The organism is Pseudolabrys taiwanensis, from assembly GCF_003367395.1.
In the GTDB taxonomy this organism is placed as follows: domain Bacteria; phylum Pseudomonadota; class Alphaproteobacteria; order Rhizobiales; family Xanthobacteraceae; genus Pseudolabrys; species Pseudolabrys taiwanensis.
On record NZ_CP031417.1, the window covers coordinates 1,162,624 to 1,189,383 of the forward strand.

The 26,760-nt window shown below is 64.2% G+C and carries 23 protein-coding genes and 1 tRNA gene; 16 read left to right on the forward strand and 8 right to left on the reverse strand.

Annotation, left to right across the window (positions count from 1 at the left end):
- Window positions 1-60: 60 nt before the first annotated feature.
- Window positions 61-315 (reverse strand): GlsB/YeaQ/YmgE family stress response membrane protein, encoded by a 255-nt coding sequence (locus DW352_RS05550; RefSeq protein WP_115689286.1) that lies wholly within the window; start codon window positions 313-315, stop codon window positions 61-63.
- Window positions 316-498: 183 nt separating this feature from the next.
- Here DW352_RS05550 and DW352_RS05555 point away from each other — a divergent pair, with 183 nt between their 5' ends.
- Window positions 499-1,140 carry a YidB family protein gene (locus DW352_RS05555; protein WP_115689288.1) on the forward strand — a complete coding sequence of 214 codons (642 nt, stop codon included), beginning with the start codon at window positions 499-501 and terminating at the stop codon, window positions 1,138-1,140.
- A 59-nt stretch (window positions 1,141-1,199) separates the two neighbouring features.
- Here the strand turns inward: DW352_RS05555 and DW352_RS05560 are convergent, their stop codons facing one another.
- The 4 genes from DW352_RS05560 to glmU form a co-directional block, all read right to left on the reverse strand.
- The gene (locus DW352_RS05560) at window positions 1,200-1,571 is read right to left on the reverse strand and encodes a DUF805 domain-containing protein (RefSeq protein ID WP_115689290.1); all 372 of its coding nucleotides are present in this window, start codon (window positions 1,569-1,571) and stop codon (window positions 1,200-1,202) included.
- A gap of 35 nt (window positions 1,572-1,606) precedes the next feature.
- Complete coding sequence (locus tag DW352_RS05565; protein WP_115689292.1) at window positions 1,607-2,371, reverse strand: DUF502 domain-containing protein; 765 nt, start codon at window positions 2,369-2,371, stop codon at window positions 1,607-1,609.
- A 10-nt stretch (window positions 2,372-2,381) separates the two neighbouring features.
- Window positions 2,382-4,208 (reverse strand): glutamine--fructose-6-phosphate transaminase (isomerizing), encoded by a 1,827-nt coding sequence (glmS, locus tag DW352_RS05570; RefSeq protein WP_115689294.1) that lies wholly within the window; start codon window positions 4,206-4,208, stop codon window positions 2,382-2,384.
- Window positions 4,209-4,328: 120 nt separating this feature from the next.
- Window positions 4,329-5,693, reverse strand: coding sequence for a bifunctional UDP-N-acetylglucosamine diphosphorylase/glucosamine-1-phosphate N-acetyltransferase GlmU (gene glmU, locus DW352_RS05575; RefSeq protein ID WP_115689296.1), 1,365 nt, complete (start codon window positions 5,691-5,693; stop codon window positions 4,329-4,331).
- Here glmU and DW352_RS05580 point away from each other — a divergent pair.
- Both DW352_RS05580 and DW352_RS05585 read left to right on the forward strand, forming a co-directional pair.
- Window positions 5,684-6,778 (forward strand): hypothetical protein, encoded by a 1,095-nt coding sequence (locus tag DW352_RS05580; protein WP_162826802.1) that lies wholly within the window; start codon window positions 5,684-5,686, stop codon window positions 6,776-6,778. The genes glmU and DW352_RS05580 overlap by 10 nt on opposite strands.
- Window positions 6,779-6,814: 36 nt before the next feature.
- The gene (locus DW352_RS05585; protein ID WP_115694253.1) at window positions 6,815-7,189 is read left to right on the forward strand and encodes a hypothetical protein; all 375 of its coding nucleotides are present in this window, start codon (window positions 6,815-6,817) and stop codon (window positions 7,187-7,189) included.
- Here DW352_RS05585 and DW352_RS05590 read toward each other — a convergent pair.
- Window positions 7,155-8,747: a glycoside hydrolase family 17 protein gene (locus DW352_RS05590; protein WP_210209935.1), complete on the reverse strand. Its 1,593-nt coding sequence runs from the start codon at window positions 8,745-8,747 to the stop codon at window positions 7,155-7,157. The two genes, DW352_RS05585 and DW352_RS05590, sit on opposite strands and share 35 nt — an antisense overlap.
- Before the next feature lie 376 nt (window positions 8,748-9,123).
- Here DW352_RS05590 and DW352_RS05595 point away from each other — a divergent pair, with 376 nt between their 5' ends.
- Together DW352_RS05595 and DW352_RS05600 are read left to right on the forward strand one after the other, a co-directional pair.
- On the forward strand, window positions 9,124-9,636 hold the full coding sequence (locus DW352_RS05595) for a beta-1-3, beta-1-6-glucan biosynthesis protein (RefSeq protein WP_245434330.1): 513 nt from the start codon (window positions 9,124-9,126) through the stop codon (window positions 9,634-9,636).
- A 189-nt stretch (window positions 9,637-9,825) separates the two neighbouring features.
- On the forward strand, window positions 9,826-12,561 hold the full coding sequence (locus DW352_RS05600) for a glycosyltransferase (protein WP_115689300.1): 2,736 nt from the start codon (window positions 9,826-9,828) through the stop codon (window positions 12,559-12,561).
- A gap of 235 nt (window positions 12,562-12,796) precedes the next feature.
- Here the strand turns inward: DW352_RS05600 and DW352_RS05605 are convergent, their stop codons facing one another.
- Window positions 12,797-13,969, reverse strand: a complete 1,173-nt coding sequence (locus DW352_RS05605) for a M20 aminoacylase family protein (protein ID WP_115689302.1) — start codon at window positions 13,967-13,969, stop codon at window positions 12,797-12,799.
- A 265-nt stretch (window positions 13,970-14,234) separates the two neighbouring features.
- On the opposite strand from DW352_RS05605, the gene DW352_RS05610 reads away from it, so the two are divergent.
- The 10 genes from DW352_RS05610 (at window position 14,235) to DW352_RS05655 (ending at window position 25,767) form a co-directional block, all read left to right on the forward strand.
- Window positions 14,235-14,310: transfer RNA gene (locus tag DW352_RS05610), tRNA-Lys, on the forward strand.
- A gap of 88 nt (window positions 14,311-14,398) precedes the next feature.
- A complete protein-coding gene (locus DW352_RS05615; protein WP_115689304.1) occupies window positions 14,399-16,222 on the forward strand; it encodes an IlvD/Edd family dehydratase in 1,824 nt (607 codons plus the stop codon).
- Between the two features lie 242 nt (window positions 16,223-16,464).
- Complete coding sequence (locus DW352_RS05620; RefSeq protein WP_162826803.1) at window positions 16,465-17,028, forward strand: TlpA family protein disulfide reductase; 564 nt, start codon at window positions 16,465-16,467, stop codon at window positions 17,026-17,028.
- Window positions 17,029-17,109: 81 nt separating this feature from the next.
- Window positions 17,110-17,868: an SDR family oxidoreductase gene (locus tag DW352_RS05625; protein ID WP_115689308.1), complete on the forward strand. Its 759-nt coding sequence runs from the start codon at window positions 17,110-17,112 to the stop codon at window positions 17,866-17,868.
- A gap of 142 nt (window positions 17,869-18,010) precedes the next feature.
- Window positions 18,011-19,078 carry an ABC transporter ATP-binding protein gene (locus DW352_RS05630; protein WP_115694254.1) on the forward strand — a complete coding sequence of 356 codons (1,068 nt, stop codon included), beginning with the start codon at window positions 18,011-18,013 and terminating at the stop codon, window positions 19,076-19,078.
- A gap of 29 nt (window positions 19,079-19,107) precedes the next feature.
- Window positions 19,108-20,430, forward strand: a complete 1,323-nt coding sequence (locus DW352_RS05635) for an ABC transporter substrate-binding protein (protein WP_115689310.1) — start codon at window positions 19,108-19,110, stop codon at window positions 20,428-20,430.
- A 67-nt stretch (window positions 20,431-20,497) separates the two neighbouring features.
- Window positions 20,498-21,451, forward strand: a complete 954-nt coding sequence (locus DW352_RS05640; protein ID WP_245434331.1) for a carbohydrate ABC transporter permease — start codon at window positions 20,498-20,500, stop codon at window positions 21,449-21,451.
- Window positions 21,452-21,497: 46 nt separating this feature from the next.
- Window positions 21,498-22,424, forward strand: coding sequence for a carbohydrate ABC transporter permease (locus tag DW352_RS05645; protein ID WP_115689314.1), 927 nt, complete (start codon window positions 21,498-21,500; stop codon window positions 22,422-22,424).
- A gap of 212 nt (window positions 22,425-22,636) precedes the next feature.
- The gene (locus DW352_RS05650) at window positions 22,637-23,032 is read left to right on the forward strand and encodes an H-NS histone family protein (protein WP_162826804.1); all 396 of its coding nucleotides are present in this window, start codon (window positions 22,637-22,639) and stop codon (window positions 23,030-23,032) included.
- A gap of 572 nt (window positions 23,033-23,604) precedes the next feature.
- Window positions 23,605-25,767 carry a malate synthase G gene (locus DW352_RS05655; protein ID WP_115689318.1) on the forward strand — a complete coding sequence of 721 codons (2,163 nt, stop codon included), beginning with the start codon at window positions 23,605-23,607 and terminating at the stop codon, window positions 25,765-25,767.
- Window positions 25,768-25,773: 6 nt separating this feature from the next.
- On the opposite strand, the gene DW352_RS05660 is transcribed toward DW352_RS05655, so the two are convergent.
- The gene (locus DW352_RS05660) at window positions 25,774-26,235 is read right to left on the reverse strand and encodes a nuclear transport factor 2 family protein (RefSeq protein ID WP_162826805.1); all 462 of its coding nucleotides are present in this window, start codon (window positions 26,233-26,235) and stop codon (window positions 25,774-25,776) included.
- A gap of 204 nt (window positions 26,236-26,439) precedes the next feature.
- Between DW352_RS05660 and DW352_RS05665 the strand changes: the two genes are divergently transcribed.
- Complete coding sequence (locus DW352_RS05665; RefSeq protein ID WP_115689322.1) at window positions 26,440-26,742, forward strand: hypothetical protein; 303 nt, start codon at window positions 26,440-26,442, stop codon at window positions 26,740-26,742.
- The last annotated feature ends 18 nt before the right edge of the window (window positions 26,743-26,760 follow it).

Below are 26,760 nucleotides of genomic sequence, written 5' to 3' on the forward strand. Positions count from 1 at the left end.
TCGGTGCGGCCCGCCATAACGAAACGCCGACGAAAACGATGTCGATTAAGTTCGCGTTGCTCAGCTTTGGCGTTTCACCGCGATCCGATTCCAGATGAAAAGGACAATGACGGCGCCCACGGTGGCGCCGACCAAGCCGGCGCCTTGATCGAGGCGGTACCAGCCAATCGACTGGCCGATGAAAGTGGCAACGAACGCGCCGGCGATGCCGAGCACGGTCGTGACGATGAAACCCATGGGATTGGGGCCGGGCGTCAGCCAGCGTGCGATCACACCGGCAATGAACCCGATAACGATTATCCAAATGATGTTCATGTTGGTCCGTCCGTCCTGACCACATCGTAAGTAGTCTAGCGGACCGTACCCGTTCCGCGTGACCATTATTTCTCAAAGAGCGGGGAACTTTTCGCGTGGCTCGGCTTTGGGCCCGCGCATCGCTGTGCCATTGCCCTGACACAGGCGGTAACTACTCTGCATAACCTTCAACAGGAGGCGCTTATGGGTCTGCTTGATGTGCTCAACGGGATGCAGAATGGACCGCGCGGCCAAAGAGAGCCTAATACCGCAAGCGGCGGCATGTCGCCGATCACGATGGCGATCCTCGGTCTGCTCGCTTACAAGGCGGTGAAGCACTTCACCAATCAGCCGGGTGCTGCGCCTTCGACCTCTAATCAAAGTGCCGGCCCTGCGGCGGCTAATCAAAGTGCCGGCCCTGCGGCGGCGCCGGGCCAAGGCGGCGGCGATCTTGGCAGTCTGCTGAACGGCGGCCTGGGCGGCTTGCTAGGTGGCAGCGGTGCGGGCGGCCTCGGCAACTTATTGCAAGGCGGTTTGGGCGGCCTGCTCGCAGGCGGCGCCGCCGGCAGCGTTTTGAGCGGCGGTCTGAACGATTTGCTCAAGCAGCTTCAACAGAGCGGCCAAGGCGACGTCGCGAAGTCCTGGGTCAGCAACGAACCGAACCAGACCATTTCGCCGGACGATCTCGCGAATGCGCTGGGCGCCGACCGCATCGATGCGCTGACGGCACAAACCGGAATGTCGCGCGATGAGCTTCTTGCCGGTCTCAGCCAGCACCTGCCCGAAGTCGTCAATCAGTTGACGCCGCACGGTCGCGTGCCGACCGAGCAGGAAATGTCGATCTGATACGGGCGATTGTTCTGACGCCAACGGCGCTCACGGAAGAGCGCCGTCGGCCGATACCGTCAGGGGGCCTGACCCGCCAGCGGATCGGGGCCGAAGCGATTGGCGCCGATGGTGCCGCGCAGACAGTTCCAGATGAGCAGCAGCACGACGCCGATGACGGTGAGCGAGATGAGCACCCACCAGCCGGTGCGGTCGATATCGTGCAGACGGCGGACTGACACCGCCAGGCTCGGCAGGAACAGGGCGACCGAAACGATGGCGTTGAGAGGCGATACGTCGCTGAACGGAAAGATCGCCACATCGAGGATGTTGGCGACGATCGACACCAGGACCTCGAACAAGACCCAGAACCAAAACTCCGAGCGTGGCGCCCGGCCGGAAAAGGTCAGGTAGTTACGGAAGCCGGATTTGATTGCCTCTTGAAAGTTCATCGTCTCCCCCCGGAGTGTTGCATCGATAAACGAACTCAGCTCACGTCTTCAGTCTTCCGCTCGATCTGCGCCGCCCGCGCGGTCGCGGCCAACTGCGCCAGCTTTTTCTGCTGATCCGCGTCGGTCTGCACCATGCCGGCGGACATGATCAGCGTCATGGCGGTTTCGACGCTGATGTCGAGTTCGATCAGGCGCTTGCGCGCCACATAGAAAAAGAAACCCGTGGTCGGGTTGGGCGTGCATGGCATGAACGCGGACACGTGCTCGCCTTCGGGCAGTTGCGTCGCCATGGTCTCGCCGGGCGGGTGCGACAGAAAAACGAGCGACCACATGCCCGGGCCGGGGAATTCCACCAGCGCCACCTTGCGGAAGCTCGAGCCCGTCTTCGAGAACAAGGTCTCGAAAATCTGCTTCATCGTTTTGTAGATTGGCCTCACGATCGGCATGCGGCTCAACAGCCCTTCGCCGAATTCGACCAAGGTGCGTCCGACCAGATTGGCGGTGAGAAAGCCGAGCAGCGTCAGCGCGGCGATGGCGACGATCAGGCCGGTTCCCGGGATCGGCCAGGGCAGATAGCTCTCCGGACGATAGGTGGCCGGAATAAAGGGGCGCACCACGTCGTCGACCCAGTTGACGACGGTCCAGACCAGCCAGGCCGTGACCGCCAGTGGCCCCGCGACCACGAGCCCGGTGAGGAAATAATTGCGGATTCGCGCCATGAAGCCGTGATGCGGCGGCGCCGCCGCCTTCTCGATGTCGGCGACAAGCGCTTCGCCCAGCTTGGGGTCCAGATCGGCCATAGGCCGCAGTCTATTCCACCGTGACGGATTTCGCGAGGTTGCGTGGCTGGTCGACGTCGGTGCCGATCACGGCCGCCGTGTGGTAGGCCATGAGCTGCACCGGCACGGCATAAACCAGCGGCGTCACGGTCGAGGCCATCTCCGGCAGGGTCAATGTGTGCGCGGAATCGATGGTCGATTCCTGCGAACCTTTCGGATCCGTGACGAGAATGATCCGCCCGCCGCGCGCGGCCACCTCCTGCATGTTCGACACCGTCTTGTCGAACACGCGGTCGTGCGGCGCGATGACGATCACCGGCATCTTTTCGTCGATCAGCGCGATCGGTCCGTGCTTGAGCTCGCCGGCGGCGTAGCCTTCGGCGTGGATGTAGGAGATTTCCTTGAGCTTGAGCGCGCCTTCGAGCGCGATCGGAAAGCTGGTGCCGCGGCCGAGATAAAGCACGTCACGCGTCTTGGAGAGCTCGACCGCCAGCTTCTCGATCTGCGGCTCGAGCGTCAGCGCCTGCGTCATCAGACGCGGCACCTCGATCAGCGCATGCACGAGCTTCTGCTCGTCAGCCTCGCTCAACTCGCCGCGTGCCCGGCCCGCGGCGATGGCGAGACAGGCGAGCACCGCGAGCTGACAGGTGAAAGCCTTGGTCGACGCAACGCCGATTTCCGGGCCGGCCAATGTCGGCATCACCACGTCGCTGTCGCGGGCGATGGTCGAGGTCGGCACGTTGACCACAGACAGCACGTGCAGCTTGTGCTCCTTGGCGTAGCGCAGCGACGCCAGCGTGTCGGCGGTCTCGCCCGACTGGGAGATGAAGATGGCGAGATCGCCCTCCTCCAGCGGAGCGTCGCGATAGCGGAACTCGGACGCGATATCGATTTCGACCGGCAGCTTGGCGAAGCGCTCGAACCAGTACTTGGCGACGAGCCCGGCGTAAAAGGCGGTGCCGCAGGCCGAGATCGACAAACGCTTGAGCTTCTTCCAGTCGAACGGCATCTCACTCGGCAGCGCGACGCGCTCATGCACCATGTCGATGTAGTGCGCGAGCGTATGGCCGACCACTTCCGGCTGCTCGTGGATCTCCTTGGCCATGAAATGCTTGTGGTTGCCCTTGTCCACCAGCATGGCCGAGGCCATCGACTTGATGGTCGGACGCTCGACAAGCTTGTCGTTCGCGTCGCGCACCTGGACGGTCTTGCGCGTCAGCACGACCCAGTCGCCGTCCTCGAGATAGCTCACGGTGTCGGTGAATGGCGCCAGCGCGATCGCATCGGAGCCGAGATACATCTCGCCCCGGCCGTAACCGATGGCGAGCGGCGAGCCGCGGCGGGCGCCGATCAGGAGATCGTCTTCGCCCGCGAACAGGAAAGCGAGCGCGAAGGCGCCGCGCAACTGCTTGAGCGAGGCCGATACGGCCTCCATCGGCGTCTTGCCGCGCTTGAGCTCCTGCGTCACGAGGTGCGCCACCACTTCGGTGTCGGTCTCGCTCGTGAATTTGCAGCCTTCGGCGATGAGCTTCTCGCGCAGCTCGCGGAAGTTTTCGATGATGCCGTTATGGACGACCGCCACGCGGTCGGTCGCATGCGGATGCGCATTGTCTTCGGTCGGACGGCCGTGCGTCGCCCAGCGCGTATGACCGATGCCGACATTGCCGGGCAGCGGCTCTTGGTCGAGCCGCTTGTCGAGCGCGGAGAGCTTGCCCTTGGCGCGACGGCGGCCGAGCTTGCCATGGTCGAGCGTCGCGACACCGGCGGAGTCGTAGCCGCGATATTCGAGACGCTTGAGCGCGTCGACCAAGTGAGCGGCCACCGGTTCGGTGCCCAGAATTCCGACGATCCCGCACATCCGCTTGGACGGCCCCCGTTGAACCTGATGATCGTTTAGCCGTGGCTTTGCGTTTTATGGAAATCACAAGGCGTTGCGCCGTGTATCAGCAGCGCGGCCCGCATCCTTAACACGCGGGCTTTACGGCTTCTCAGCGGCCGCGTTCTTGCCCAAGGCCTGCACCTCGCGCAAGCGCTTCACCCATCCTTCCTTAACCGTCTGCTTCGCCCGTCCGATAGCGAGCGAATCCGCCGGCACGTCCTGGGTGACGACCGAGCCCGAACCGACATAAGCACCGTCGCCGATCTTAACAGGGGCGACGAGCGACGAATTCGAGCCGATGAAGGTGCCCTTGCCGATCTCGGTGCGGTGCTTGGCGACGCCGTCATAATTGCAGGTGATGGTGCCGGCGCCGATATTCGAGGCCGCCCCGACATGCGCGTCGCCGATATAGGCAAGATGGTTGGCCTTGGCGCCGTCCTCGATGGTTGCCGCCTTCACCTCGACGAAGTTGCCGATGTGGACGTCGGTGCCGAGCACCGCGCCCGGACGCAGTCGCGCGAAAGGTCCGACGCGCGCCCCTTTGCCGACGCGCGCGCCCTCCAGATGCGAGAAGGCGCGGATCACCGCCCCCTCCTCCACCGTGACGCCGGGCCCGAACACGACGTTGGGCTCTATCACCACGTCCTTTCCGAGCTTGGTGTCGGCCGACAGGAATACCGTCTCCGGCGCGACCAGCGTCACGCCGGCGTCCATGGCCGCCAGCCGCAAGCGCTTCTGCAACACTGCTTCGGCTTCGGCGAGTTGCGCTTTGGTGTTGATGCCGCGCACGTCGTCCTCCGAGGTTTCGATCGCCGCCGTCTTCAGCCCCATGTCGCGGGCGATGGCGACGGCATCGGTCAGATAGTACTCGCCCTTGGCGTTGGCATTGCCGATGCGGTCCAAGATCGTCAGCGCCTGCGCGCCGGCCAGCGCCATCAGGCCGCCGTTGCAGAAGGCGATGGCACGCTCGTCGGCGCTGGCGTCCTTTTCCTCGCGGATGGCGAGGAGTTCGTTGCCGTTCATGACCAGCCGGCCATAACCGGTCGGATCGGCCGGTCTGAAGCCGAGGACCGCCACCGCCGCTCCTTTGGCGAGCGCTTCGCGCAGCGCCGCGAGCGTTTCGCTGCGGATCAGCGGCGTATCGCCGAACATCACCAGCACATCGTCGGCGCCTTTCGCGATCGCGGCGCGCGCGGACAGAACGGCGTGCGCGGTGCCCAGACGCTCGCGTTGCTGGAAGACGGCGGCCTGCGGGGCGACGCGCTTCGCCTCCTTCTCGACCGCGCCATGGTCGGGGCCGACAACGACCGCGATTTCGGCGCCGCCGGCCTGTATCGCGGCGGTCAGGACGTGGTCGATGAGCGGGCGCCCGCCGATGGCGTGCAGCACCTTCGGCATCGACGACTTCATGCGCGTCCCCTCGCCCGCCGCCAGCACGATCGCAAGACAAGTTCTTGAAGACATTCGGAAGGGCTCTTGGTGGTGAGGGGTGGCATCACCCCATAGCCGAGGTGTCCGGCAGACAAAAGAGCAGCGGCATTCACCTTTTGGCACGCCACATCACAAGCGCATTCTGCCGGATTCTGTTAATGTTTTCAAAGATATCTGATTCGGGATCCCTGGAGCCGCCAATGGCGCCGACCGTCGCTGCCCAAACGCGTAGCCTGCCAACCGGCGCGGTTCGCCCGCCGGATCGCGATGCCGTCTGGCGGCTTTGCGGCTGGGGCGGATCGGCAATCATCGCCGTGGCCGCGCTCGCCATGACGGTTCAGTCGGATCTCGGCCAAACCCGTATCGAGGCGTTTTTCAGCGAAGCCGCGCCAACGCCGACCGTGGTGGCCGAAGTGCCGCCGCGTCCGCCGGAGCCCGACCCCGAGACGTTGCGCTTGCAGGCCGAGATCCGCAGCCTTGCCGCCGACCGCGAGCGCCTCACCGGCCGCTTGGCGACGCTCGAGCGGCATCTGGAAGACGTCACCAGTTCCATCAAGCAGCATGCCGCTGCCACGCCAGCCGCGCCGCCGTCACCGCCGCCGCAGGTGGCTGCTGTGACGACGACGCCAGCACCAACACCGGCTGCTCCGACACCCGCCATCCCGACGATTGATCCGCTGGCCATGCCGGGCGTGACCGGCAGCATCGGCGGCTGGGCACCGGCCACTGCTGCAGCGGCGCCGGCCGAGCCCGCTCAGGCGGCGAAGCTGGAGACCCGCGACGTTCCGACCGCGCCCAAGCCGATCGCGGCGCTGACCGAGGAGCCGGCGCAGACGGCGACCAAGGTCGAGTACGGCATCGACCTCGGCGGCGCCCGCGACATGGACGCGCTGCGCGAGCGCTGGACGGCGATCAAAGCCAATCTCGGGCCCTTGCTGACGGGTCTGCAGCCGATCGCCGTGCGCGATCAGAAGCAAGGTAAGACCGAGAATCTGCGCCTGGTGGTTGGCCCGATGCCAAACTTCGCCGCGGCTCGTCAGGTCTGTGCCCGTTTTGTGGCATCGCACGTTGCCTGCCATGCGGCAAAGTTCAACGGCGATGCGGTCGTGCAGCGCTGATTGCCGCCGCGCGCCAAGCGCGGCATAATTCATCGCATGAAACTCTTCCTGCCCAGCGCGCGCGCGACAAACTGGTTGCTGATCATCGGCTTTTGTTCGCTCGGTTACGCGCTCTACATGCGCTATCTCGCCGTCGAGAACTCGACCGTCGGCCTTGCCTGCCAGGCCGGCTTGAACACGTGGCTGTGCTATTCGCGCCGGATTGCGATCGCGCTGTTCACCAACTCGGTTTTCGGCGTTGCCGCGCTCATCGTCGCGGCCCTCAATCTCATCCGGCCATCATTGTTCTTATTCGCGCTCGCCCTCGCGGCGGCCAGCATGGGTGTCGTGCTCTATAACGCCCAGTTTTCGGCGCTGGCGGTCGGCCTGCTGCTGCTCAGCCTGGCACGCCGCGCACCCGCCACAGAGTAAGCGCCAAAGCGGCGAAGGTCGCGCACAGCCACAGCGATTGCCAATTGGCCAGGCTCTCATTCGGCACGATGTAGATCACCGATAGCGCGAGCAGGATGGTGCCGCCGATCTCGGCGGCGCCGCGCCTGCCCTCGGCCCGGCGCACGACCAAACTATGCGTCAGGAGCGGGACAATTGCCGCCGTCATCGGTGCGAACGGAAAGTCCCGGTAGCGCGGATCGAAGACCAGCCCGAGCGCGACCAGCAGACCGAGCAGCAAGGTCGCGACCAGCACGCCGGCCATTACCTGCGCCAGCCGGTCGGAGGTTCGCCATTCCACCGGACCGAAAAGGCGTGCCAGCGCCGGCATCGGTACCGCCTTCATGACGCCTCGCGTGAGGACGAAGGGGCTCACGACGGCCACCGCGATCATGGCCAGGGAGCGGACCCAGCCGCCGACGCCGAGGCTCTCGACCGGCGCATTTTCGACCGCCCAGCCCACCAGCACGCCGGCCGCGATCGCATTGAGCGTCACGGCAAGCCAAGCGCGGGGCTCGGCATCTTTACCCCGGGTGACGATGGCGACCACGAAGATCAGGATGGCGAGCACGACGCCGCCGGCCGCCTGCCACTGCCAGTAAGGATGGTTGGAGACCGTCTTGCCGGGGTATTTCAGGCTGCGACTGGCGTCATCGAACAGGCCCCAGTGACCGCCGACCGTGCCTTCCAGCGCGCGTTTCCACGGCGCATCGAAGGCCTCGATCACATTGACCTTGAAGTTGCCCGTCTTGGCCACGTCGAGCACATCCTGGATCACGCGCGCCTGGTTCGCGCGCGATGGCAATGCGCCCTCACGCATGCGGCCGGCGCTCGGCCAGCCGACCTCGCCGATGATGACCTCCTTGCCCGGAAACGCATCGACCACTTGCTGCCGGATGGTGCGGACATGGGTGGCCGCCTCCGACGCAGGCACGGGAATGTCCTCCCAGTAAGGCAGGATATGGATGGTGATGAAGTCGACCGCGCTCGCAACGTCGCGATTGCGCATCCAGAACTCCCAGACGTCGGCATAGGTGACCGCCACCCGCACCTTCGCCTTGACCTCACGTATGATGGTGGTGAGGTCGGTTGCCGACAGCTCGCCACGCAGCAGCACCTCGTTGCCGACAACGACGGCGCGGATCGTGTCGGGGTACCGATTAGCGAGAGCGACGGCGGTGTCGATCTGCTCGCGGTTCTTCTCTGGGTGGCTCGACAGCCAAAGCCCCTGCAGCACCTTCAGACCATGGCGAGCGGCGATGCCGGCGATCTGGTCGAGACCGTAGTCGGTCGAATACGTGCGGACGCAGTTGCTGATCTGCGCCAGCCGCGTGAGATCCTCATCGATCTGCGCGGCGGAGATGCGCGTCGTCGGATCGAGTGGCGTTTGGCTGCCGCGGAACGGTGCGTACGAAATGCAGTATAGCTTTTCACCGGCCTGCCATGGGAAATGCGGCGTCAGCGCCGGCGCACCGAGCCAGGTCCAGATTCCAGCAATGACCACCGCCGCGATGGCGAGGCAGGCGAGACCGAAACGCATCGAAGAATCCGCGCTGGTAGGTGGGAAATCGCATACCCCGCTTATCGTGGGCCCGCGGTGCTGCCAAGCGGGCATTGGGAAGCGGTGTTTTTCGCGCAGGAGCGTCGAGACGCTGGACAAATCAACTTTGTTAAGGCCAAGGTTTTATTGTGCGGTTCCGGACGTTGAATCCGGAGGCCACCCGAGCCAAGCTCTTGGTTCGGCTCCAGGTTCAAGCGGCTCAAGTCTAGGTCCAAGTCTAGGGTTCGGGGCTCACCACAAAACCAAGCCGGGTCGACCGGCGATCAATAATAAGCGCCGCATTAGCGTCCCATTCCGGCGGCACAGCTAGCCGGCACGGGGACGCGGGGGCGTCTCTCACAACACCGGCGGGAAAATGCCGTTACTTTCGACGTTGCGTCAGGTCCTACCCGTGCTTTGCGCGGTTGCGTTCACGTTCACCGCTGCTCCGGCTTTTGCCCAAAGTGGGCCAGCGCCGGCCAAGCCGCCGGAACAGCAGAAGCCGGCTGCCGCCGACGCGCAGAACGCCAATAAAGAGAGCCAGAAGAAGATCGACGAGATCGCCGAGGCGAGCCAGGCTCTGACCGGCCCCGCCGGCAATCCGGAATGCGTCTGGCTTGGACGCCGGGTCGTCAGCCTGCTCTGGCGCGACGATCTCGACACGGCTTTCCGCCACCTCGACCTGTACGACCGCTTCGGTTGCCCGAGCGCGCACATTCAGGCCACTTTTCGCTGCCTCGTTCGCCAGGGAAACATCGATCCCAAGCAGCAGGAAAGCTTGAATGGCCGGGTCCACGCCTGCTGGCTCGACCCCGGGATGGAGCCCGCCCCGGCCGCAGCGGCGGCGCAGCCGCCTGCCGCACCCGCTACCGGAACGACTCCCCGCTGATCGCGTTGGCGTGCGAGCGAATAATTCGTCATCCCGTCACGCGCGCCGCCTAGGATTCGCCATGAGCGCCGACTATTTGATTCCTTGCCTGATGCCGCGCTATTTTGCTGCCCAGCAAACTAAGCTCCGGCTGAGCCCAGGGGACGGGCTCAGGGCTCTGCCACCCTGCCCCATTTGGTATTGAGTCCGATGCGCACCGTTGCTGCCGTGGTCGCCCTCGTGGCGTGCGTGCATGCCGGATTGTGGGCCATGACACGTGATACCGTGCAGGCCCCCAATTTCGAAGGCCAATTGGCCAGTGTTTCCTATGCCCCCTACGACGCCTCCACCGATCCCAACAAGGGCGGTCGGGCGAAGCCGGAGCAGATCCGCAAGGATATGAAGCTGCTGGCCCCCGTTACCAAGGCCATCCGCTTGTATTCGGCCACCGGTGGTCAGGAGTTGGTGCCGGGCATCGCCTCCGAGTTCGGGCTGCGGGTGACGGCCGGCGCCTGGGTCGACAAGGATAAGAACCGCACCGAGCGCGAAATCGCTTCCGTCGTCGAGATGGCCAAGCGTCACAGCAACGTCTCGAGCATCGTCGTCGGCAACGAAACCATTTACCGCGGCGAGTTTTTGCCGACCGCCGGCGAGACGCTCGAACCCAGCGAGCGAGAGCGGCTCGCCGCTGCCGACACCCCCGAAAAGCTCGAACGGGCGCGGGAAGACATCGGCGTTGCCCGGCTGATCAAGATGATCCAGCGGGTGAAGCGGCAGACCAGCGTGCCGGTCACGACCGGCGAAATCTGGAGCGTCTGGCGCGATCATCCCGAGCTGGTCTCGGCCGTCGACTACATCGCCGTCCACGTTCTGCCCTACTGGGAAGGCGTGCCGGAGAAGAACGCCGTCGAGAGCGCGATCGGCGGCTACGAGTATTTGCGCCGCCTCTATCCCGGTAAGCGCATCGTCATCGCCGAGTTCGGCTGGCCGACCGCCGGCTATAACCTGCAAGGCGCCAATCCGGGCCGCATCGAACAGGCGGTTGCGCTGCGCGACTTCGTCACCCGGGCGGAAGCCTATGGCATCGACTACAACATCGTCGAAGCCATCGACCAACCCTGGAAGATCTTCGAAGGTGGCGTCGGCCCTTACTGGGGGATCTACGACGCCAACCGTGAGGCCAAGTTCTCCTGGACCGGCCCGATCACGAACCCGGATCATTGGCGGCTCGCCGGTATCGCCCTGCTTATCGGCCTCCTGCTGTCCCTGCCCATCGTGACGATGGCCGGCGTGACCTTCTGGCAGGCGGTGCCGCTGGCGGCCGCGGCCAACGTCGTCGGCGCGTGGTTTGCGGCGGTGTTCGCCTACTGGAACGGGCACTACTTCGTTCCCGGCGCAGCCTTCGCCTTGGCGCTCGGCACCGTGCTCTTGATTCCGCTGATCGTGATCGCATTCGCGCGCATCGAGGAAATCGCGGTGATCGCGTTCGGCCGCAAGCCGGCGCGGCTGGTGCAGTCGCCGCCGCTCGCGCCCGATCATGCGCCCAAGGTGTCGATCCACATCCCGGCCTATCGCGAGCCGCCGGAGATGCTCAAGCAGACGCTCGACGCGCTGGCGCGGCTCGACTACCCGAACTACGAATGCGTCGTCGTCATCAACAACACGCCCGATCCGGCGCTGTGGATGCCGATCGAAGAGCACTGCCGCGTGCTCGGCCCGCGCTTCAAGTTCGTGCGCGCCGACAACCTGCAAGGCTTCAAGGCCGGCGCGCTCCGCCTTGCCATGGTGCACACGGCGGCAGACGCCGAAGTAATCGGCGTCATCGACGCCGATTATGTCGTGCAGCCCGATTGGTTGAAGGACCTGGTGCCGCTGTTCGCCGATCCGAATGTCGGCCTCATCCAGGCGCCGCAGGATCACCGCGACGATCGCCGCAGCGTGATGCATCACGCCATGAACGCGGAATATGCCGGCTTCTTCGACATCGGCATGGTGCAGCGGAACGAGGTCAACGCCATCATCGTGCACGGCACGATGTGCCTCATCCGGCGCACCGCGATGGAGGCCGCCGGCGGCTGGTCGAGCGACACCATCTGCGAGGATACCGATCTCGGCCTCACCATTCTCGAACTCGGCTGGCAGGCGCACTACACCAACAAGCGCTACGGCCATGGTCTGCTGCCGGACACCTTCGAGTCCTTCAAGAAGCAGCGCGACCGTTGGGCCTATGGCGGCTTCCAGATCGTCAAGAAGCATTGGCGGCGGTTCCTGCCGGGCGCGAGCCGGCTCAACCGCGAGCAGAAGCGCGAATTCCTGCTCGGCTGGCTGAACTGGCTCGGTGCGGAATCGCTCGGCGTCGTGGTCGCGATCCTGAACATCCTGTGGGTGCCGGTCGTCGCCTTCCTCGACATCGCCGTGCCGGACCGCGTTCTGACCATTCCGATCGTCGCGAGCTTCGCGGTGTCACTGCTGCACTTCCTCACGCTCTATCGTTTGCGCGTGCGCACCAATAAGCGGCAGATGTTCGCGTCCATGTTCGCCGCGATGTCCGTGCAGTTGACGGTGGCGCATGCGGTCGCGATGGGCTTCATCAAGGACCACCTGCCCTTCGTGCGTACCGATAAGGGCGGCAAGCGCAAGTCGACGGAATTCCCGGCGTTCTGGGAAGCGATTTTGGCGGGCCTGTTGATCGTCGGCGCTCTGACGCTTGTCGGCACCAACGACAAGGGCGTGCGCGAGATCAACATCTTCGCCGTCGTGCTGGTGATCCAGAGCCTGCCGTTCGTCGCCGCGGTGCTGATGGCGTTGCTCGAGCGTTCCTCGCTCAACGACTTTGCCACCTGGCAGGCGCTCGAGGCGCGCTTTGCCGCGCTGCTGCCGCGCCGTTCGGCGCTGGTGAAGCCGGCTCCCGCGCCCGTTCAGGAACAGCGCGAGCTGGTACCGTAGGCTTCACGCGACAGCAGACAGTCCTCGATCCGCGCCCCTGTGAGGGGACGCGGCGGGCAACCGCCGAGCCTTGAAGGCGACAGCCTTCCCCCCGCCATGGCCGGTAGTGCTTGTCAGCGGCCCGACGGACGATGGCTCAATGCCCGTCAGCCGTCGCGGCGCGCGCCGCGGACTCGCACTTCAAGATGATGGAGAGAGGCTGTGCGCGTGCCTCGAACGCGGATTGGCCGAGCCGTCAGCCCGCCAGCCGCGTCTCGACCAGCTTCACCCAATATGACGTGCCGTAGGGAATGGTGTCGTCGTTGAAGTTGTATTCCGGGTGATGCAGCCCGGCGCTGTTGCCGTTGCCGACCCAGATGAAGGCGCCGGGGCGCTCATTGAGCATGAAGGAGAAGTCTTCGGCCCCCATCATCGGCGCCAGGGCAGTATCGACATGCTTGACCCCGGCCACTTCCATCGCCACGGCGGCGGCATAATCGGTTTCGCGCTCGTGGTTCACCAGCACCGGGTAGTTGCGGCGATAGGTGAGCTTGGCCTTGGCACCGAAGGCGGCGGCCGTGCTCTCCACGACCATGTGCAGCCGCTTTTCGATGAGCTCGCGCACGCCCTCCTCCAGGCTGCGCGCCGTGCCGCGCAGCTGTACGGTCTGCGGGATGACATTGTCGGCGGTGCCGGCGCGCACCATGGTGATCGAGACGACAGCCGACTTCAGCGGATCGACGTTGCGTGACGCGATCGACTGGATGGCGGTGATAATGTGAGCGCCGACGAGTACCGTGTCGACGCCGAGATGTGGCCGCGCCGCGTGGGCGCCGACGCCCTCGATGTCGATGGTGATGTAATCGGCCGCGGCCATGATCGGGCCGGCGCGCAGTCCGAACGAGCCGACCGGCATGCCCGGGTAGTTGTGCATGCCGTAGACCTCGTCGATGCCAAAGCGGGTCATCAACCCGTCCTCGACCATCGCCTTGCCGCCGGCGCCACCTTCCTCGGCCGGCTGGAAGATGACGACCGCGGTGCCTTCGAAATTGCGCGTCTCGGCCAGGTAGCGCGCGGCCCCGAGCAGCATGGCCGTGTGGCCATCGTGGCCGCAGGCGTGCATCTTGCCCGGTACCGTCGACTTGTAGGACAGACCGGTCGCCTCCTCGATCGGCAGCGCGTCCATGTCGGCGCGCAGACCGATGGTCCGGCCCTCGCCCTCCCGGCCCTTGCGGCCGCGGATGACGCCGACGACGCCGGTGCGGCCGATGCCGGTGACGACCTCGTCGCAGCCGAAGGCCTTCAGCTTCTCAGCGACCGCCGCGGCCGTCCGGTGCACCTCGTAGAGCAGTTCCGGATGGGCGTGCAGGTCGCGCCGCCAGGCGGTGATGTCGGCATGAAGGTCGGCGACGCGGTTGACGATGGGCATTACAGGGCACCTCCGGATGGCGGCCGGGGCCGCCGCGACACGGCTTAGTCTAACAAATCGAGAGGGATAAGCCGAGGTGAAGAATGCGGCAGGCGACTATTGACCGCGCTAGTCGGCCCCCCTACACAGCCGGGACGCATGAGCCCGGGCGCCGGGCCTCGGTCCGGGACGGCTGTTGAGGGCGTCTTGCTTCCGCGGGGCGCGCCCGACCGGTCTCGGAACCGCCTTCCGGGGCACTGGGCAGGTCTCATGCGACCTTGGTGACGAGCGCGTAGCTCAGGCGGTAGAGCAACTGACTTTTAATCAGTAGGTCCTGGGTTCGAGTCCCAGCGCGCTCACCAACTCTAATTCCGCAAAGCCACCTCCCCATATTGCTGCGGGCGCGGAAAGCCGCTTTGATGGCCGCAAAAGCCTCAGGGAGAAATCGCCATGAGCCGCAAAGCGCGTGCTAGGTCGGGCCACAAGAAATCCGGCCGCCAGCTCCGCTCTCAGCTCTGGTTCGATAACCCCGACAATCCCGGCATGACGGCGCTCTACCTTGAGCGCTATCTCAATTTCGGTCTGACGCCAGCCGAGCTGCGCTCGGGCAAGCCGATCATCGGCATCGCACAGACCGGCTCAGACCTCTCCCCCTGCAACCGTCATCACATCGAACTGGCGCAGCGCGTGCGCGAGGGCATCCGCACCGCCGGCGGCATCGCCTTCGAATTCCCGGTCCATCCGATCCAGGAAACCGGCAAACGGCCAACCGCGGCGCTCGACCGCAACCTAGCCTATCTCGGCCTTGTCGAAGTGCTCTACGGCTATCCGCTCGACGGCGTCGTGCTGATGACCGGCTGCGACAAGACCACGCCGGCCTGCCTGATGGCTGCCGCCACGGTAAACATCCCGGCTATCGTCCTGTCCGGTGGGCCGATGCTGAACGGCTGGTGGAAGGGTGAACGCTGCGGCTCGGGCATGGCCGTATGGAAGGCGCGCGAGGAACTCGCCGCCGGTCGCATCGACGATGAGGATTTCCTCAACATCGCCGCGGCCTCGGCGCCGTCCGTGGGGCATTGCAACACGATGGGCACGGCCTCGACCATGAACGCGCTGGCTGAGGCGCTGGGCATGTCGCTGCCCGGCTGCGCCGCGATCCCAGCGCCTTATCGCGAGCGCGGCCAGATTGCCTATGCGACCGGCGTGCGCGCGGTCGAAATCGTCCATGAGGACCTCAAGCCGTCCGACATCCTGACCCGCAAGGCCTTCGAAAACACCATCGTCGCCTGCACCGCGATCGGCGGTTCGACCAATGCACCGGTCCACATCAATGCGATCGCCCGCCATATCGGCGTCAAGCTCGGCATCGAGGACTGGGAGAAGATCGGCTACGACGTGCCGCTTCTCGTGAACATGCAGCCGGCCGGCGAGTATCTCGGCGAGGAGTATTTCCGCGCGGGCGGCCTGCCGGCGGTGATGCACGAACTCCTCAAGGCCAAGCGTATCCATGGCGAGGCGCTGACCATCAACGGCAAAACGATGGCCGAGAACGTCAAACGGGCGACGTCGCAAGACGAGAAGGTGATCAAGCCGTACAAGGCACCGATGAAGCAGCAGGCCGGTTTCAAGGTCCTGCACGGCAACCTGTTCGATTCCGCGATCATGAAGACGAGCGTGATCTCGGAAGACTTCCGCCACCGTTTCCTTGACGATCCGAAGGATCCGAATGCGTTCGAAGGCCGGGCCGTCGTTTTCGACGGCCCGGAGGACTATCATCACCGCATCGACGACCCGGCCCTGAAGATCGACGAGCGTACCTTGCTCTTCATCCGCGGCGCCGGCGCCATCGGCTATCCCGGCTCGGCCGAAGTCGTGAACATGCAGCCGCCGGCGGCGCTGATCAAAAAAGGCATCACCTCCCTGCCCTGCATCGGCGACGGACGTCAGTCGGGCACGTCGGGTTCGCCGTCGATCCTCAACGCCTCGCCGGAAGCGGCCGCCAATGGCGGACTCGCTTTGCTGAAGACCGGCGACCGCGTCCGCATCGACCTCAACAAAGGCACGGCCGACATCCTGATCTCAGCCGAAGAACTGGCGGAACGCCGCGCCGCTTTGCAGAAGCGCGGCGGTTACAAATATCCGCCCAGCCAGACGCCGTGGCAGGAGATCCAGCGCGGCATGGTCGATCAACTCGCGGACGGCATGGTGCTCAAGCCGGCGGTCAAATATCAGCGCGTGGCGCAGACGAGCGGCATTCCGCGCGACAACCACTGACGCGCACGACGACAATCGACGAGCCCGCGTGCTCGGAGCATGTCCGATTGTGCCCTGATCCACGCCTGGGGTCGGGTCCATCGCCGTTCGTGGCGGGACAGGCCACACGATTGCCTTCAACCGCGTCTACGAGGCGCTTCGCGGTCCGTCCTCCGGGACGAAATCGCACGGTCGAAGCACAAGAAGCGGCTGCCGCTATCGTCATGGATGACCGTCCCCCTCATTTATCGCGCCGGTCCACATTGGCTTCGCTTTTGGGCTCGGCGGTGCTGCCGTTCCTCTCCCGCCCCGGCCTCGCGCAAAGCGACGATCGGCCGCCGGTCTTTGAGACAGCACGGCATCAATTCATCATCGTCCGGCCGTCCAAGATCCTCCCGCCCGTCTCGCTGACCGATATCAACGGAAAGCCGGCGACGCTCGCGCCGACGCCGGGGAAGATACTTCTGGTCAACATCTGGGCGACCTGGTGCGAGGCCTGCCGTGTCGATCTGCCCTTGCTCGAACGGCTGCAAAACGTAGCCGGCGGCCGCGTCAATGTCGCGGCGGTCTCCATCGACAAGACGGACCGGCAACAGGTGAAACGTTATCTGCAGAAGGCGGCGATCCGCGCGCTCCCTATCTATCTCGATCCGGAAGGACGGCTCGCCAACAAGTCGACCGATAACCCCGGGCGGCTTCCCATCTACGGCATGCCGCTCACGTATCTCGTCACGCCGTCGGGCAGGATTGCCGGCTACATGGCCGGCGTGGCCGATTGGCTCGCCAAGGACGGCCAGGAGCTCCTTGCCTATTACGCCTCGGCCTGAACGCGCCTTGTCGTGCAGCGTTCTTGTGCCGGCGGCGCGATGCATTAAAGTCGTACGAAAATATTGTCCGGGAGAGCGACCATGGCGGGACGACTGCAGGGCAAGCTCGCGCTGGTGACCGCCGCCGGTCAGGGCATCGGCCGCGCCATCGCGGAACGCTTCGCGGCCGAAGGCGCCCGCGTGATCGCGACCGATGCTGCCATCGACAAGCTTGCGGGTATGGACGCTGTGAAGACGGCGGCGCTTGACGTGCGCTCGACGGACGCCGTCAATGCCTTCGCAAAAGCCGTCACCGACGAATTCGGCGCGCTCGACATTCTCGCCAATGTCGCCGGCTACGTGCACCAGGGCACAGTGCTGGAGTGCACGGAAAAAGACTGGGATTTTTCCTTCGACCTCAACGTCAAATCCATGCACCGCACCATCAAGGCCTTCCTGCCGGCGATGCTGGACAGCGGCCGTGGGTCGATCATCAACATGTCGTCGGGCGTGTCATCGATCAAAGGTCTGCCCAATCGCTACGTCTACGGCGCGACCAAGGCGGCCGTGATCGGGCTGACCAAAGCCGTCGCGGCCGATTTCATCACCAAAGGCATTCGCTGCAATGCGATATGCCCGGGAACCATCGTATCTCCGTCTTTCGAAGACCGTGTCGTCGCCGTCGCTCAGCAGACCGGCAAGCCGCTCGCCGAAGTGCGGCAGAATTTCGTCGCGCGTCAGCCGATGGGCCGCCTCGGCACCGCGCAGGAAGTGGCCGCACTCGCGGTATTTCTGGCATCGGACGAAGCCAGCTACATCACCGGACAGCCGCATCTCGTTGACGGCGGCATGGCGATTTAGGCGCCGCGCGTGTTCGACTAATAACGGACTTGATTTTCGCGCCGTGGAAGGCGGATGATCCTCAACTGACGCGAGCAGCCCCGATGGGGCCAAGCACATTGGCGCAAAGCCAAGGCCTATGCTCGCCGACAGGGAGGAATGCATGGCGTCGGTCGCGATACGCGATGTCCGCAAGGCGTTCGGTTCCGTCAACGTCATTCATGGCGTCAACGTTTCCATTCGGGACGGCGAGTTCGTGGTGCTCGTCGGTCCCTCGGGCTGCGGCAAGACCACCCTCCTCCGTATGATCGCCGGCCTTGAGAACATCACGGCCGGCGAAATCAGTATTGGCGACCGCGTGGTGAACCATCTGCCGCCCAAAGAGCGCGACATCGCGATGGTGTTCCAAAACTACGCGCTCTATCCGCACATGACGGTTGCCGAAAACATGGCGTTTTCGATGCGATTGCGCGGCGCGCCGAAGCAGGAGATTGCGCAACGCGTCAATCGCGCCGCCGGCATCCTCGGCTTGACCAATTTGCTCGACCGCTATCCGCGTCAGCTCTCCGGCGGCCAGCGGCAGCGCGTCGCCATGGGCCGCGCCATCGTGCGCGATCCGCAGGTGTTCCTGTTCGACGAGCCGCTGTCCAACCTCGACGCCAAGCTGCGCGTGCAGATGCGCACGGAAATCAAGGAGTTGCATCAGCGGCTGAAGACCACGACCGTCTATGTCACGCACGACCAGATCGAAGCCATGACCATGGCCGACAAGATCGTGGTCATGCACGACGGTCTGGTGGAACAGATCGGCGCGCCGCTCGACCTCTACGACAGGCCGAACAATCTGTTCGTGGCCGGCTTCATCGGCTCGCCGGCGATGAACATGATCAACGGCAGCATCCGCGCCAATGGCAGCGCGGTCTTCCAAGCCGAGGCCGGCGCGAGCTTCGCGATCGACACCGCGCCGCGCGGCAGCGATGGCCAGCCGGCCGTGTTCGGCGTGCGGCCGGAGCACTTCACGCTCGCCGACGACGGCGCCGAGATGCAGGTGCAGGTGGTCGAGCCGACCGGCTCGGAACTGCAAGTGGTCGCCAAGCTCGGCCAACAGGACATCATCGCCGTTTTCCGCGAACGCCATCAATTCAAGCCGGGCGACAAGATCCGGCTGAAAGCCGATCCCAAGCTTGCGCACCTGTTCGATGCGCAATCGGGGCAGCGGCTCGACAATTAAAAAATGAACCGCAACCGGGAGAAACGACCATGACGACATTCGATCGCCGTACGTTGCTCAAGGCGGGCACCGCTGCGGCGGCCACCGCGGCTTTGACCGGCCCGGCTCTGCTCGAATGGAGCAAAGCCTGGGCGCAAAGCGCGCCGTGGAAGCCCGAGAAGGATGCGCAGCTCTCGATCCTGCGCTGGAAGTATTTCGTGCAGGCGGAGGACGACAAGTTTGTCGCTCTCATGGATGCCTTCACCAAGGCGACCGGCGTCAAGATCACGATCAGCCGGGAGTCCTACGAGGACGTGCAGCCCAAGGCCTCTGTCGCCGCCAATACCGGCGCCGGGCCGGACCTCTTCTGGGGGCTCTATTCACTGCCGCACCTGTTCCCGACCAAGGTGCTCGACGTTACCGACGTCGCCGACTATCTCGGCAAAAAGTACGGCGGCTGGGTCGACAGCGCCGTGAAGTACGGCAAGGAAGGCAACAAGTGGGTCGGTATTCCAATTTGCTACACCGGCAGCCTGATGAACTACCGCCTGGCCGCCTCGCAGAAGGCCGGCTTCTCCACATTCCCGACGACGACCGACGCGTTTCTCGAATACGTCAAGGCGATGAAGAAGAACAACACGCCGGGCGGTTTCGCGCTCGGCCATGCGCCGGGCGACGGCAACACCTGGGTCTATTGGTGCCTGTGGGCACATGGCGGCCAGCATGTCGACAAGGACGACAAGGTCACCATCAACTCGCCGGAGACCGAGAAAGCGCTCAATTACGCCAAGGCGCTATACGAGAACATGGTGCCAGGCGTCGCGTCATGGAACGACGCATTCAACAACAAGGCGTTCCTCGGGGAGGAGATCCATTGGACCAATAACGGCATCTCCATCTATGTCGCCGCCACCAAGGACCCGTCGAAGAAGCACATCGCCGACGACATGAACCACGCCTACTTCCCCGTGGGGCCGGCCGGTAAGCCGACCGAACTGCACCTGATGTTCCCGATCCTGGCGATGGGCTACACCAAGTATCCGCAGGCGAGCAAAGCGCTGATTGCCTACATGCTGGAGGCGGATAACTTCAATCCGTGGATCGCCGCGGCGCAAGGCTATCTGACGCATTGTCTCAACGCCTTCGATAGCAATCCGGTCTGGACCGAAGACCCGAAGCGCACGCCCTACCGCGACGTCGCCAAACGCTCGTTGACCGCCGGCGGCCTCGGCTCGAACGGCGAAAAGGCGGCCGCCGCGATCTCCGACTATGTCATCCTCGACATGTTCGCGGGCTTCTGCGCCGGCAAGGACGACGCCAAGACAGCGATGCGCAATGCCGAGCGGCAGTTGAAACGCATCTACCGCACCTGAAGTGACCCGTGGGTGGCGCCGCGTGCGCCACCCACATCGGCTCGCGCAAAGAGGGGAACAGCCGCGCGTGGCAAATATCGCCCTTTCGCAAGTTCAATCCACGGCCGCGCGGGCGTCGGCCTGGACGCGACTCAAAAGCAACCGCAACTGGCTCGGCCTGTGGTTCATGCTGCCGGCGGCCGCCTTTCTCATCCTGTTCCTGGCCTATCCGCTCGGACTTGGCGTCTGGCTGTCGTTCACCGACGCCAAGATCGGCCGCAGCGGCATTTTCGTCGGCCTGGAGAACTACGAATGGCTCTGGGACGACAACGTCTTCTGGCTCTCGGTCTTCAACACGCTGCTCTACACCGTCGTCGCCAGCGTGGTGAAGTTCGGCATCGGCCTCTATCTCGCGCTGCTGCTCAACGAGCGGATGCCGTTCAAGGCGATCATCCGCGCCGTCGTCCTTATTCCGTTCATCGTGCCGACCGTTCTGTCGGCGATCGCCTTCTGGTGGATCTACGACGCGCAGTTCTCGATCGTATCGTGGACCTTGCGCCACCTCGGCCTGATCGACGGCAACATCAACTTCCTCGGCGATACCTGGAACGCGCGCTGGTCGACGATCTTCGCCAACATCTGGCGCGGCATCCCCTTCGTCGCCATCACGCTGCTGGCGGGTCTGCAGACCGTTTCGCCGTCGCTCTACGAAGCCGCCACGATCGACGGCGCGAACCGCTGGCAGATCTTCCGCCACGTCACCTTCCCGCTGCTGACGCCGATCATCGCCGTGGTGATGACCTTCTCGGTGCTGTTCACCTTCACCGATTTCCAGCTGATCTGGGTGCTGACGCGCGGCGGCCCGGTCAACGCCACGCATCTGATGGCGACCCTTTCCTATCAGCGCGCCATCATCGGCGGCCAGCTCGGTGAAGGCGCGGCGATTTCCACCGCGATGATCCCGTTTCTGCTCGCGGCCATCCTGTTGTCCTGGTTCGGCCTGCAACGGCGCAAGTGGCAACAGGGAGAGACGAATGATTGAGAGGCACCAGGGCGTGAACGGCGCGCGGCGAAAAGAGGCGCAGTGAATGACGGAAACCTTCGCCTCCAAACTCGTCCGGCCCGGCAGAGCGTTGAAGGCCGAGGCGCTCGCGGACCATTCCGAGGGCATGGCCTATCTGCAAACCCTGCCGCGCAGGCTGGTGACGCTCTATCTGCCGCTCGGCCTCATCCTTATCGTGCTGCTGTTTCCGTTCTATTGGATGGCGCTCACCGCGATCAAACCGGACGACCAGTTGCTCGACATGGACCGCGTCAGCCCGTTCTGGACCTGGACGCCGACCTTCAAACACATCTACAAACTGTTGTTCGAGACGCAGTATCCGCTGTGGCTGTGGAACACGATGTTCATCGCCGTGGCGGCGACGTTCCTCTCCATCGTCGCGAGCGTGCTCGCCGCCTATGCCATCGTGCGCATCCGCTTCAAGGGCGCGCCTTACGCCGGCATCCTTATCTTCCTGGCTTATCTGGTGCCGCCCTCGATCCTGTTCATTCCCCTGTCGTCGGTGGTGTTCCAGTATGGCCTGTTCGACACGCCCTTTGCGCTCATTCTCACCTATCCGACCATCCTGATCCCGTTTTCGACTTGGCTCTTGATGGGCTATTTCAAGACCATCCCGTTCGAGCTCGAGGAGTGCGCGCTGATCGACGGCGCCTCGCGCTGGCAGATCCTGCTCAAGATCGTGCTGCCGCTCGCGGTGCCGGGCCTGATCTCGGCCTTCATCTTCTGCTTTACGCTGTGCTGGAACGAGTTCATCTACGCGCTGACCTTCCTGTCCTCGACGCCGAACAAGACGGTGCCCGTGGCCATCGTCAACGAATTCGTCGACGGCGATATCTATCGCTGGGGCTCGTTGATGGCCGGCGCCTTGGTCGGCTCCCTGCCACTCGTGATCCTCTACGCCTTCTTCGTCGAGCACTACGTCGCGGCCATGACCGGCGCGGTCAAGGAATAGCGGCCTGCGCCGGCGTTTGGGCGAGGTTGGGCCTGTATACCGCCCGGCGCCGACAAGTTCACGCCACATTTTACAAGAATTTTGTGACGCGTTGTTTGGATATATTTTACGACGGTAGCAATGCGCGGGGCATCACACCCGTTGGTCTATTGCCTTCGAGGCGAGAAGAAATGACAAGCACTGACGTTCGGCAGAGATCATTCGGGCCCCCTATGCCTTCGATCAATTTAAAGACGCTTTCATTCGACGAGCTTTTAGAACTTCGCGATCAGGTCGACGCCGCGATTTCCAAACAGATAGAGAGCGAGCGGCGTGCGCTCGAGATGAAGCTCGAGCGGCTCAACCGCTTTTCTGATCGCCCTGCAAAGGCCGGCGATGCGGTGAGCCCGATGGCTCGGTCGCCGAAATTCGGTAAGGTCCCGCCGCAGTTCAGGAATCCCGACAATCCCGAGGAAACGTGGTCGGGGCGCGGCTTGCGGCCTCGCTGGATGGTCGCGGCGCTAGCTGCCGGCCGCACAATCGAAGACCTCATGATCCGCGAGGATGGTGCGGTCTCGGAGGTAAGGAAAGCGATAAGCCGGCGCGGCACCATGCGCCGTAAGAAGTAACCCACACGGCGCTGTTACGCTGACTTTGCATTGTCAGAGGGGATCGAACACCTCGCTTCCAATTCCGCAATTCGAAGAAGTTGCTCAAGGTCAGGTTGCCGGTTGCCAGACGCTAAGTGCGCCAACTGGTAAATCATATCGGCAATATAAACTGCCGTTTCTTGGCTCGTAACCATGTTGCCGCCCCCTAGCAGGCAGATTACTTCCATAAATATACAACCTATAGAATATATAAATATACTACGAATACCCTGCGCGCCCGAAAACAATCTAGCATAGTAAACTGTGCAAATCGGGAAAATGAGATAATACGACCATATCGTATTATCAAAGGGCTTTCGCATTATCGATCGGTTATTGATTGTTTTACAGATGAACCGTGAAATAGCGCTCGGATGGCCTTCGTCGGGAGATCCCGGTTCCCTGCCCGGCGCACGGATAATACGCATTAAACGTACCGCCTTCCGGGACATCGGCCATTTGCCGGCGCTGCCCGCTCGCCCCTTATGATAAGGGAACCCCACGGCTCATAATGGCGTCTAAGCCAGGCCAGGGAGAGGAGCACACGCTCGATGGACCGCGTTACCGTGGGCGGCTTGAAGCCCGCCCGGATTCTCGCCGATTTCGTCGCCGAGGCGCTTGCCGGCTCAGGCCAATCGCCACACGCCTTCTGGTCCGGCTTTGCCGCCATCCTCCGTGATCTCGGTCCGAAGAACCGGGCGCTGCTGGCCGAGCGCGACCGGCTGCAGGCGGCGATCGATGCCTGGCATCGCGAGCGGCGCGGCAAGCCCATCGATATGAACGCCTATCAGGCCTTCCTCACCGAGATCGGCTATCTCGCGCCGGACGGGGGCGCTGTGATTGCCGAGACGAAGAACGTCGACGACGAGATGGCGCATATCGCCGGGCCGCAGCTCGTCGTGCCGATGTCGAACGCGCGCTACGCGCTCAACGCCGCCAATGCGCGCTGGGGCAGTCTCTACGACGCGCTCTACGGCACCGACGCGATCCCGGACGACGATGGCCTCGCGCGCGGGCGTGCGTACAATCCCAAGCGCGGCGCGGCGGTGATCGCGCGCGCCAAGCTGTTCCTCGATGAGGCCGCGCCACTGCGCGAGGGCTCGCACGCGGCGGCGACCGCCTATCGCATTGAGAATGGCGCGCTCGTCGCCGAGCTTGAGGGCGGTGCGCTCACGGGCTTGCGCGATCCGAAGCAGGTTGCCGGCTATCGCGGCGATGCCGCCGCGCCGGACGCGGTGCTGCTCGCCCATCACGGCCTGCATTTCGAGATAGAGATCGACCGCGCGCACCAGATCGGCCGCGAGGACAAGGCCGGCGTCGCCGATGTCATTCTCGAGGCGGCGGTCACGACCATCATGGACATGGAGGACTCGGTCGCCGCGGTCGATGCCGAGGACAAGGTCGAGATCTACCGCAACTGGCTGATGCTGACCGACGGCACGCTCAAGGCGACGTTCGAGAAAGGCGGCCGTACGGTCGAGCGCAGCCTGTCGCAAGACCGCACCTATCGGGCGCCGCAAGGCGGCGAACGCACACTGCCCGGCCGCAGCCTGATGCTGATCCGCAATGTCGGCCATCACATGATGACCGATATCGTGCTCGACGAGGCTGGCGCGCAAATCCCGGAAACGTTTCTCGATGCCGCCGTCAGCGTGCTGATCGGCGCGCGCGACCTGAAACCCGGCGACCGGCCGTTCCGCAACAGCCGCACCGGCTCGATCTATATCGTCAAGCCGAAGATGCACGGCGCCGACGAGGTCGCGCTGGCGGACGAACTGTTTGCCCGGGTCGAGGAGCTGGTCGGGCTGCCGCGCCACACGGTGAAGATGGGCATCATGGACGAGGAACGGCGCACGACCCTCAACCTCAAGGCCTGTATCGGCGCCGCGCGCCATCGCATCGTCTTCATCAACACCGGCTTCCTCGACCGCACCGGCGACGAGATCCACACCTCGATCGAAGCGGGTCCGATGGTGCGCAAGAACGACATGAAGAACACCGCCTGGATCAAGGCCTACGAGGACAACAACGTCGACGTGGGGCTCGCCTGCGGCCTGCCCGGCAAGGCGCAGATCGGCAAAGGCATGTGGGCGGCGCCGGACAAGATGGCCGACATGCTGGCGCAGAAAATCGGCCACCCGCGGGCCGGCGCCAACACCGCCTGGGTGCCCTCGCCGACCGCCGCCACGCTCCATGCCTTGCACTATCACGCCGTCGATGTCGCCGCTCGTCAGCGCGAGATCGCCGGGCGTGCGCCGGCCAAACTCGCCGACCTGCTGACCATTCCGGTCGCGGCCTCGAACTGGGCGCCGGACGAAGTGCAGCAGGAGCTCGACAACAACTGCCAGGGCATCCTCGGCTATGTCGTGCGCTGGATCGACCAGGGCGTCGGCTGCTCGAAGGTGCCGGACATCCACGACGTCGGCCTGATGGAAGACCGCGCCACCTTGCGCATCTCCAGCCAGCACATCGCCAACTGGCTGCTGCACGGCGTCACCAACGAGGCGCAGGTGATGGCGACGCTCAAGCGCATGGCCGCCGTCGTCGACCGGCAGAACGCCGGCGACGCGCATTACAAAGCGATGGCGCCAGGCTTCGACGGCCCGGCGTTCAAGGCCGCCTGTGATCTGATCTTCGAAGGGCGCACGCAGCCGAACGGCTATACCGAGTTCATCCTCACCCGGCGCCGCCAGGAGGCGAAGGCGCTGCGCTGACCGCGCTTACACCGCGATCAGGCCGCCTGCACCGTCGGGATCGCTGTTCAGGTCGATGCGATGACCGACGAACTGCTCGGCCGCGTCCAGCGAATCGTTGATGACGCGGAAATGCGTGACCTTGCCGTCGCGATAGCGCGCGAGATGCGAGACGCGATGATTGATGATGCGTCCGGTCGCCCGATGGATCGAGGAGACGCGCCCGAACATCGCGCTCGTGCCGCCGTCGACCAACAGTGCCTCGATGTCGAGCTTCTTGAACTGGATGATCTTGGGCACCTGGTTCCTGAAGCGGTCGATCACCGCGGCCTTGCCGCGCCAGGCACCGCACACGGCCATGACGTCCACCGGGCCGCCCACATGCCACTCGACGTCGCCGTCCAGAAAAGTGCCGATCCGTTCGGGATCGCGCGACATATACGCTTCGTAAAACGCCTCAACCGTCGCGCGCGAAACTGCTTCCGTCATTCGCATTCCTCACGCGCAGATTGAGCGACGGCCGAATTAAAATTATCTTACGCAGCGGGCCCAGACTTTCTCAGCAATCGACGAAAATCACACAAGCAGATTGATAAAGTGAATGATGTCCGCGCTGTTGGCGGGGCGCTAGGTCAAAACCTTTACACGACCTTAACCTCTTTGCTTGCATCTTCATGATCGTTGGAGAGTGCAATGCAATTTCAGCGTCAAGAAGAACCCTGCCCCGTTCCCGAGAGCCTGCTGGGCGATCTTTACCGGACACATCCGCAAGGCCTGCGCGAGCTGGTGAAGACCATCCCGCCGTTCACGCGCGCATTGCTCGCGGTCTACTGCCGCGGCCACGCGCATCTCCTGAGCCTGTCGCTGACGATCGCGTCAACCTGTGAGAAGGAAGACCTGATCAATGCCGGCGGCGATCAAGGCGCGGCTCTGTACGAACAGGCACGCCGTCCCCGCCGCGATCTTCTCAAGTTGGTTGAGCAGGATCTGATCTAGCGCGCCTGGTCGCGCAAG

Excerpts from the sequence above, each read along its gene's own strand:
- DW352_RS05590 (WP_210209935.1), bottom strand. The coding sequence starts at position 8,747 with ATGCGTTTCGGTCTCGCCTGCCTCGCCATCGCGGCGGTGGTCATTGCT.
- DW352_RS05565 (WP_115689292.1), bottom strand. The coding sequence starts at position 2,371 with ATGGCCGATCTGGACCCCAAGCTGGGCGAAGCGCTTGTCGCCGACATC.
- glmS (WP_115689294.1), bottom strand. The coding sequence starts at position 4,208 with ATGTGCGGGATCGTCGGAATTCTGGGCACCGAACCGGTGGCCGCTCAC.
- DW352_RS05665 (WP_115689322.1), top strand. The coding sequence starts at position 26,440 with ATGCAATTTCAGCGTCAAGAAGAACCCTGCCCCGTTCCCGAGAGCCTG.
- DW352_RS05630 (WP_115694254.1), top strand. The coding sequence starts at position 18,011 with ATGGCGTCGGTCGCGATACGCGATGTCCGCAAGGCGTTCGGTTCCGTC.
- DW352_RS05650 (WP_162826804.1), top strand. The coding sequence starts at position 22,637 with ATGCCTTCGATCAATTTAAAGACGCTTTCATTCGACGAGCTTTTAGAA.
- DW352_RS05555 (WP_115689288.1), top strand. The coding sequence starts at position 499 with ATGGGTCTGCTTGATGTGCTCAACGGGATGCAGAATGGACCGCGCGGC.
- DW352_RS05605 (WP_115689302.1), bottom strand. The coding sequence starts at position 13,969 with ATGCCCATCGTCAACCGCGTCGCCGACCTTCATGCCGACATCACCGCC.
- DW352_RS05615 (WP_115689304.1), top strand. The coding sequence starts at position 14,399 with ATGAGCCGCAAAGCGCGTGCTAGGTCGGGCCACAAGAAATCCGGCCGC.
- DW352_RS05660 (WP_162826805.1), bottom strand. The coding sequence starts at position 26,235 with ATGACGGAAGCAGTTTCGCGCGCGACGGTTGAGGCGTTTTACGAAGCG.
- DW352_RS05645 (WP_115689314.1), top strand. The coding sequence starts at position 21,498 with ATGACGGAAACCTTCGCCTCCAAACTCGTCCGGCCCGGCAGAGCGTTG.
- glmU (WP_115689296.1), bottom strand. The coding sequence starts at position 5,693 with ATGTCTTCAAGAACTTGTCTTGCGATCGTGCTGGCGGCGGGCGAGGGG.
- DW352_RS05585 (WP_115694253.1), top strand. The coding sequence starts at position 6,815 with ATGAAACTCTTCCTGCCCAGCGCGCGCGCGACAAACTGGTTGCTGATC.
- DW352_RS05595 (WP_245434330.1), top strand. The coding sequence starts at position 9,124 with ATGCCGTTACTTTCGACGTTGCGTCAGGTCCTACCCGTGCTTTGCGCG.
- DW352_RS05560 (WP_115689290.1), bottom strand. The coding sequence starts at position 1,571 with ATGAACTTTCAAGAGGCAATCAAATCCGGCTTCCGTAACTACCTGACC.
- DW352_RS05655 (WP_115689318.1), top strand. The coding sequence starts at position 23,605 with ATGGACCGCGTTACCGTGGGCGGCTTGAAGCCCGCCCGGATTCTCGCC.
- DW352_RS05600 (WP_115689300.1), top strand. The coding sequence starts at position 9,826 with ATGCGCACCGTTGCTGCCGTGGTCGCCCTCGTGGCGTGCGTGCATGCC.
- DW352_RS05635 (WP_115689310.1), top strand. The coding sequence starts at position 19,108 with ATGACGACATTCGATCGCCGTACGTTGCTCAAGGCGGGCACCGCTGCG.
- DW352_RS05625 (WP_115689308.1), top strand. The coding sequence starts at position 17,110 with ATGGCGGGACGACTGCAGGGCAAGCTCGCGCTGGTGACCGCCGCCGGT.
- DW352_RS05550 (WP_115689286.1), bottom strand. The coding sequence starts at position 315 with ATGAACATCATTTGGATAATCGTTATCGGGTTCATTGCCGGTGTGATC.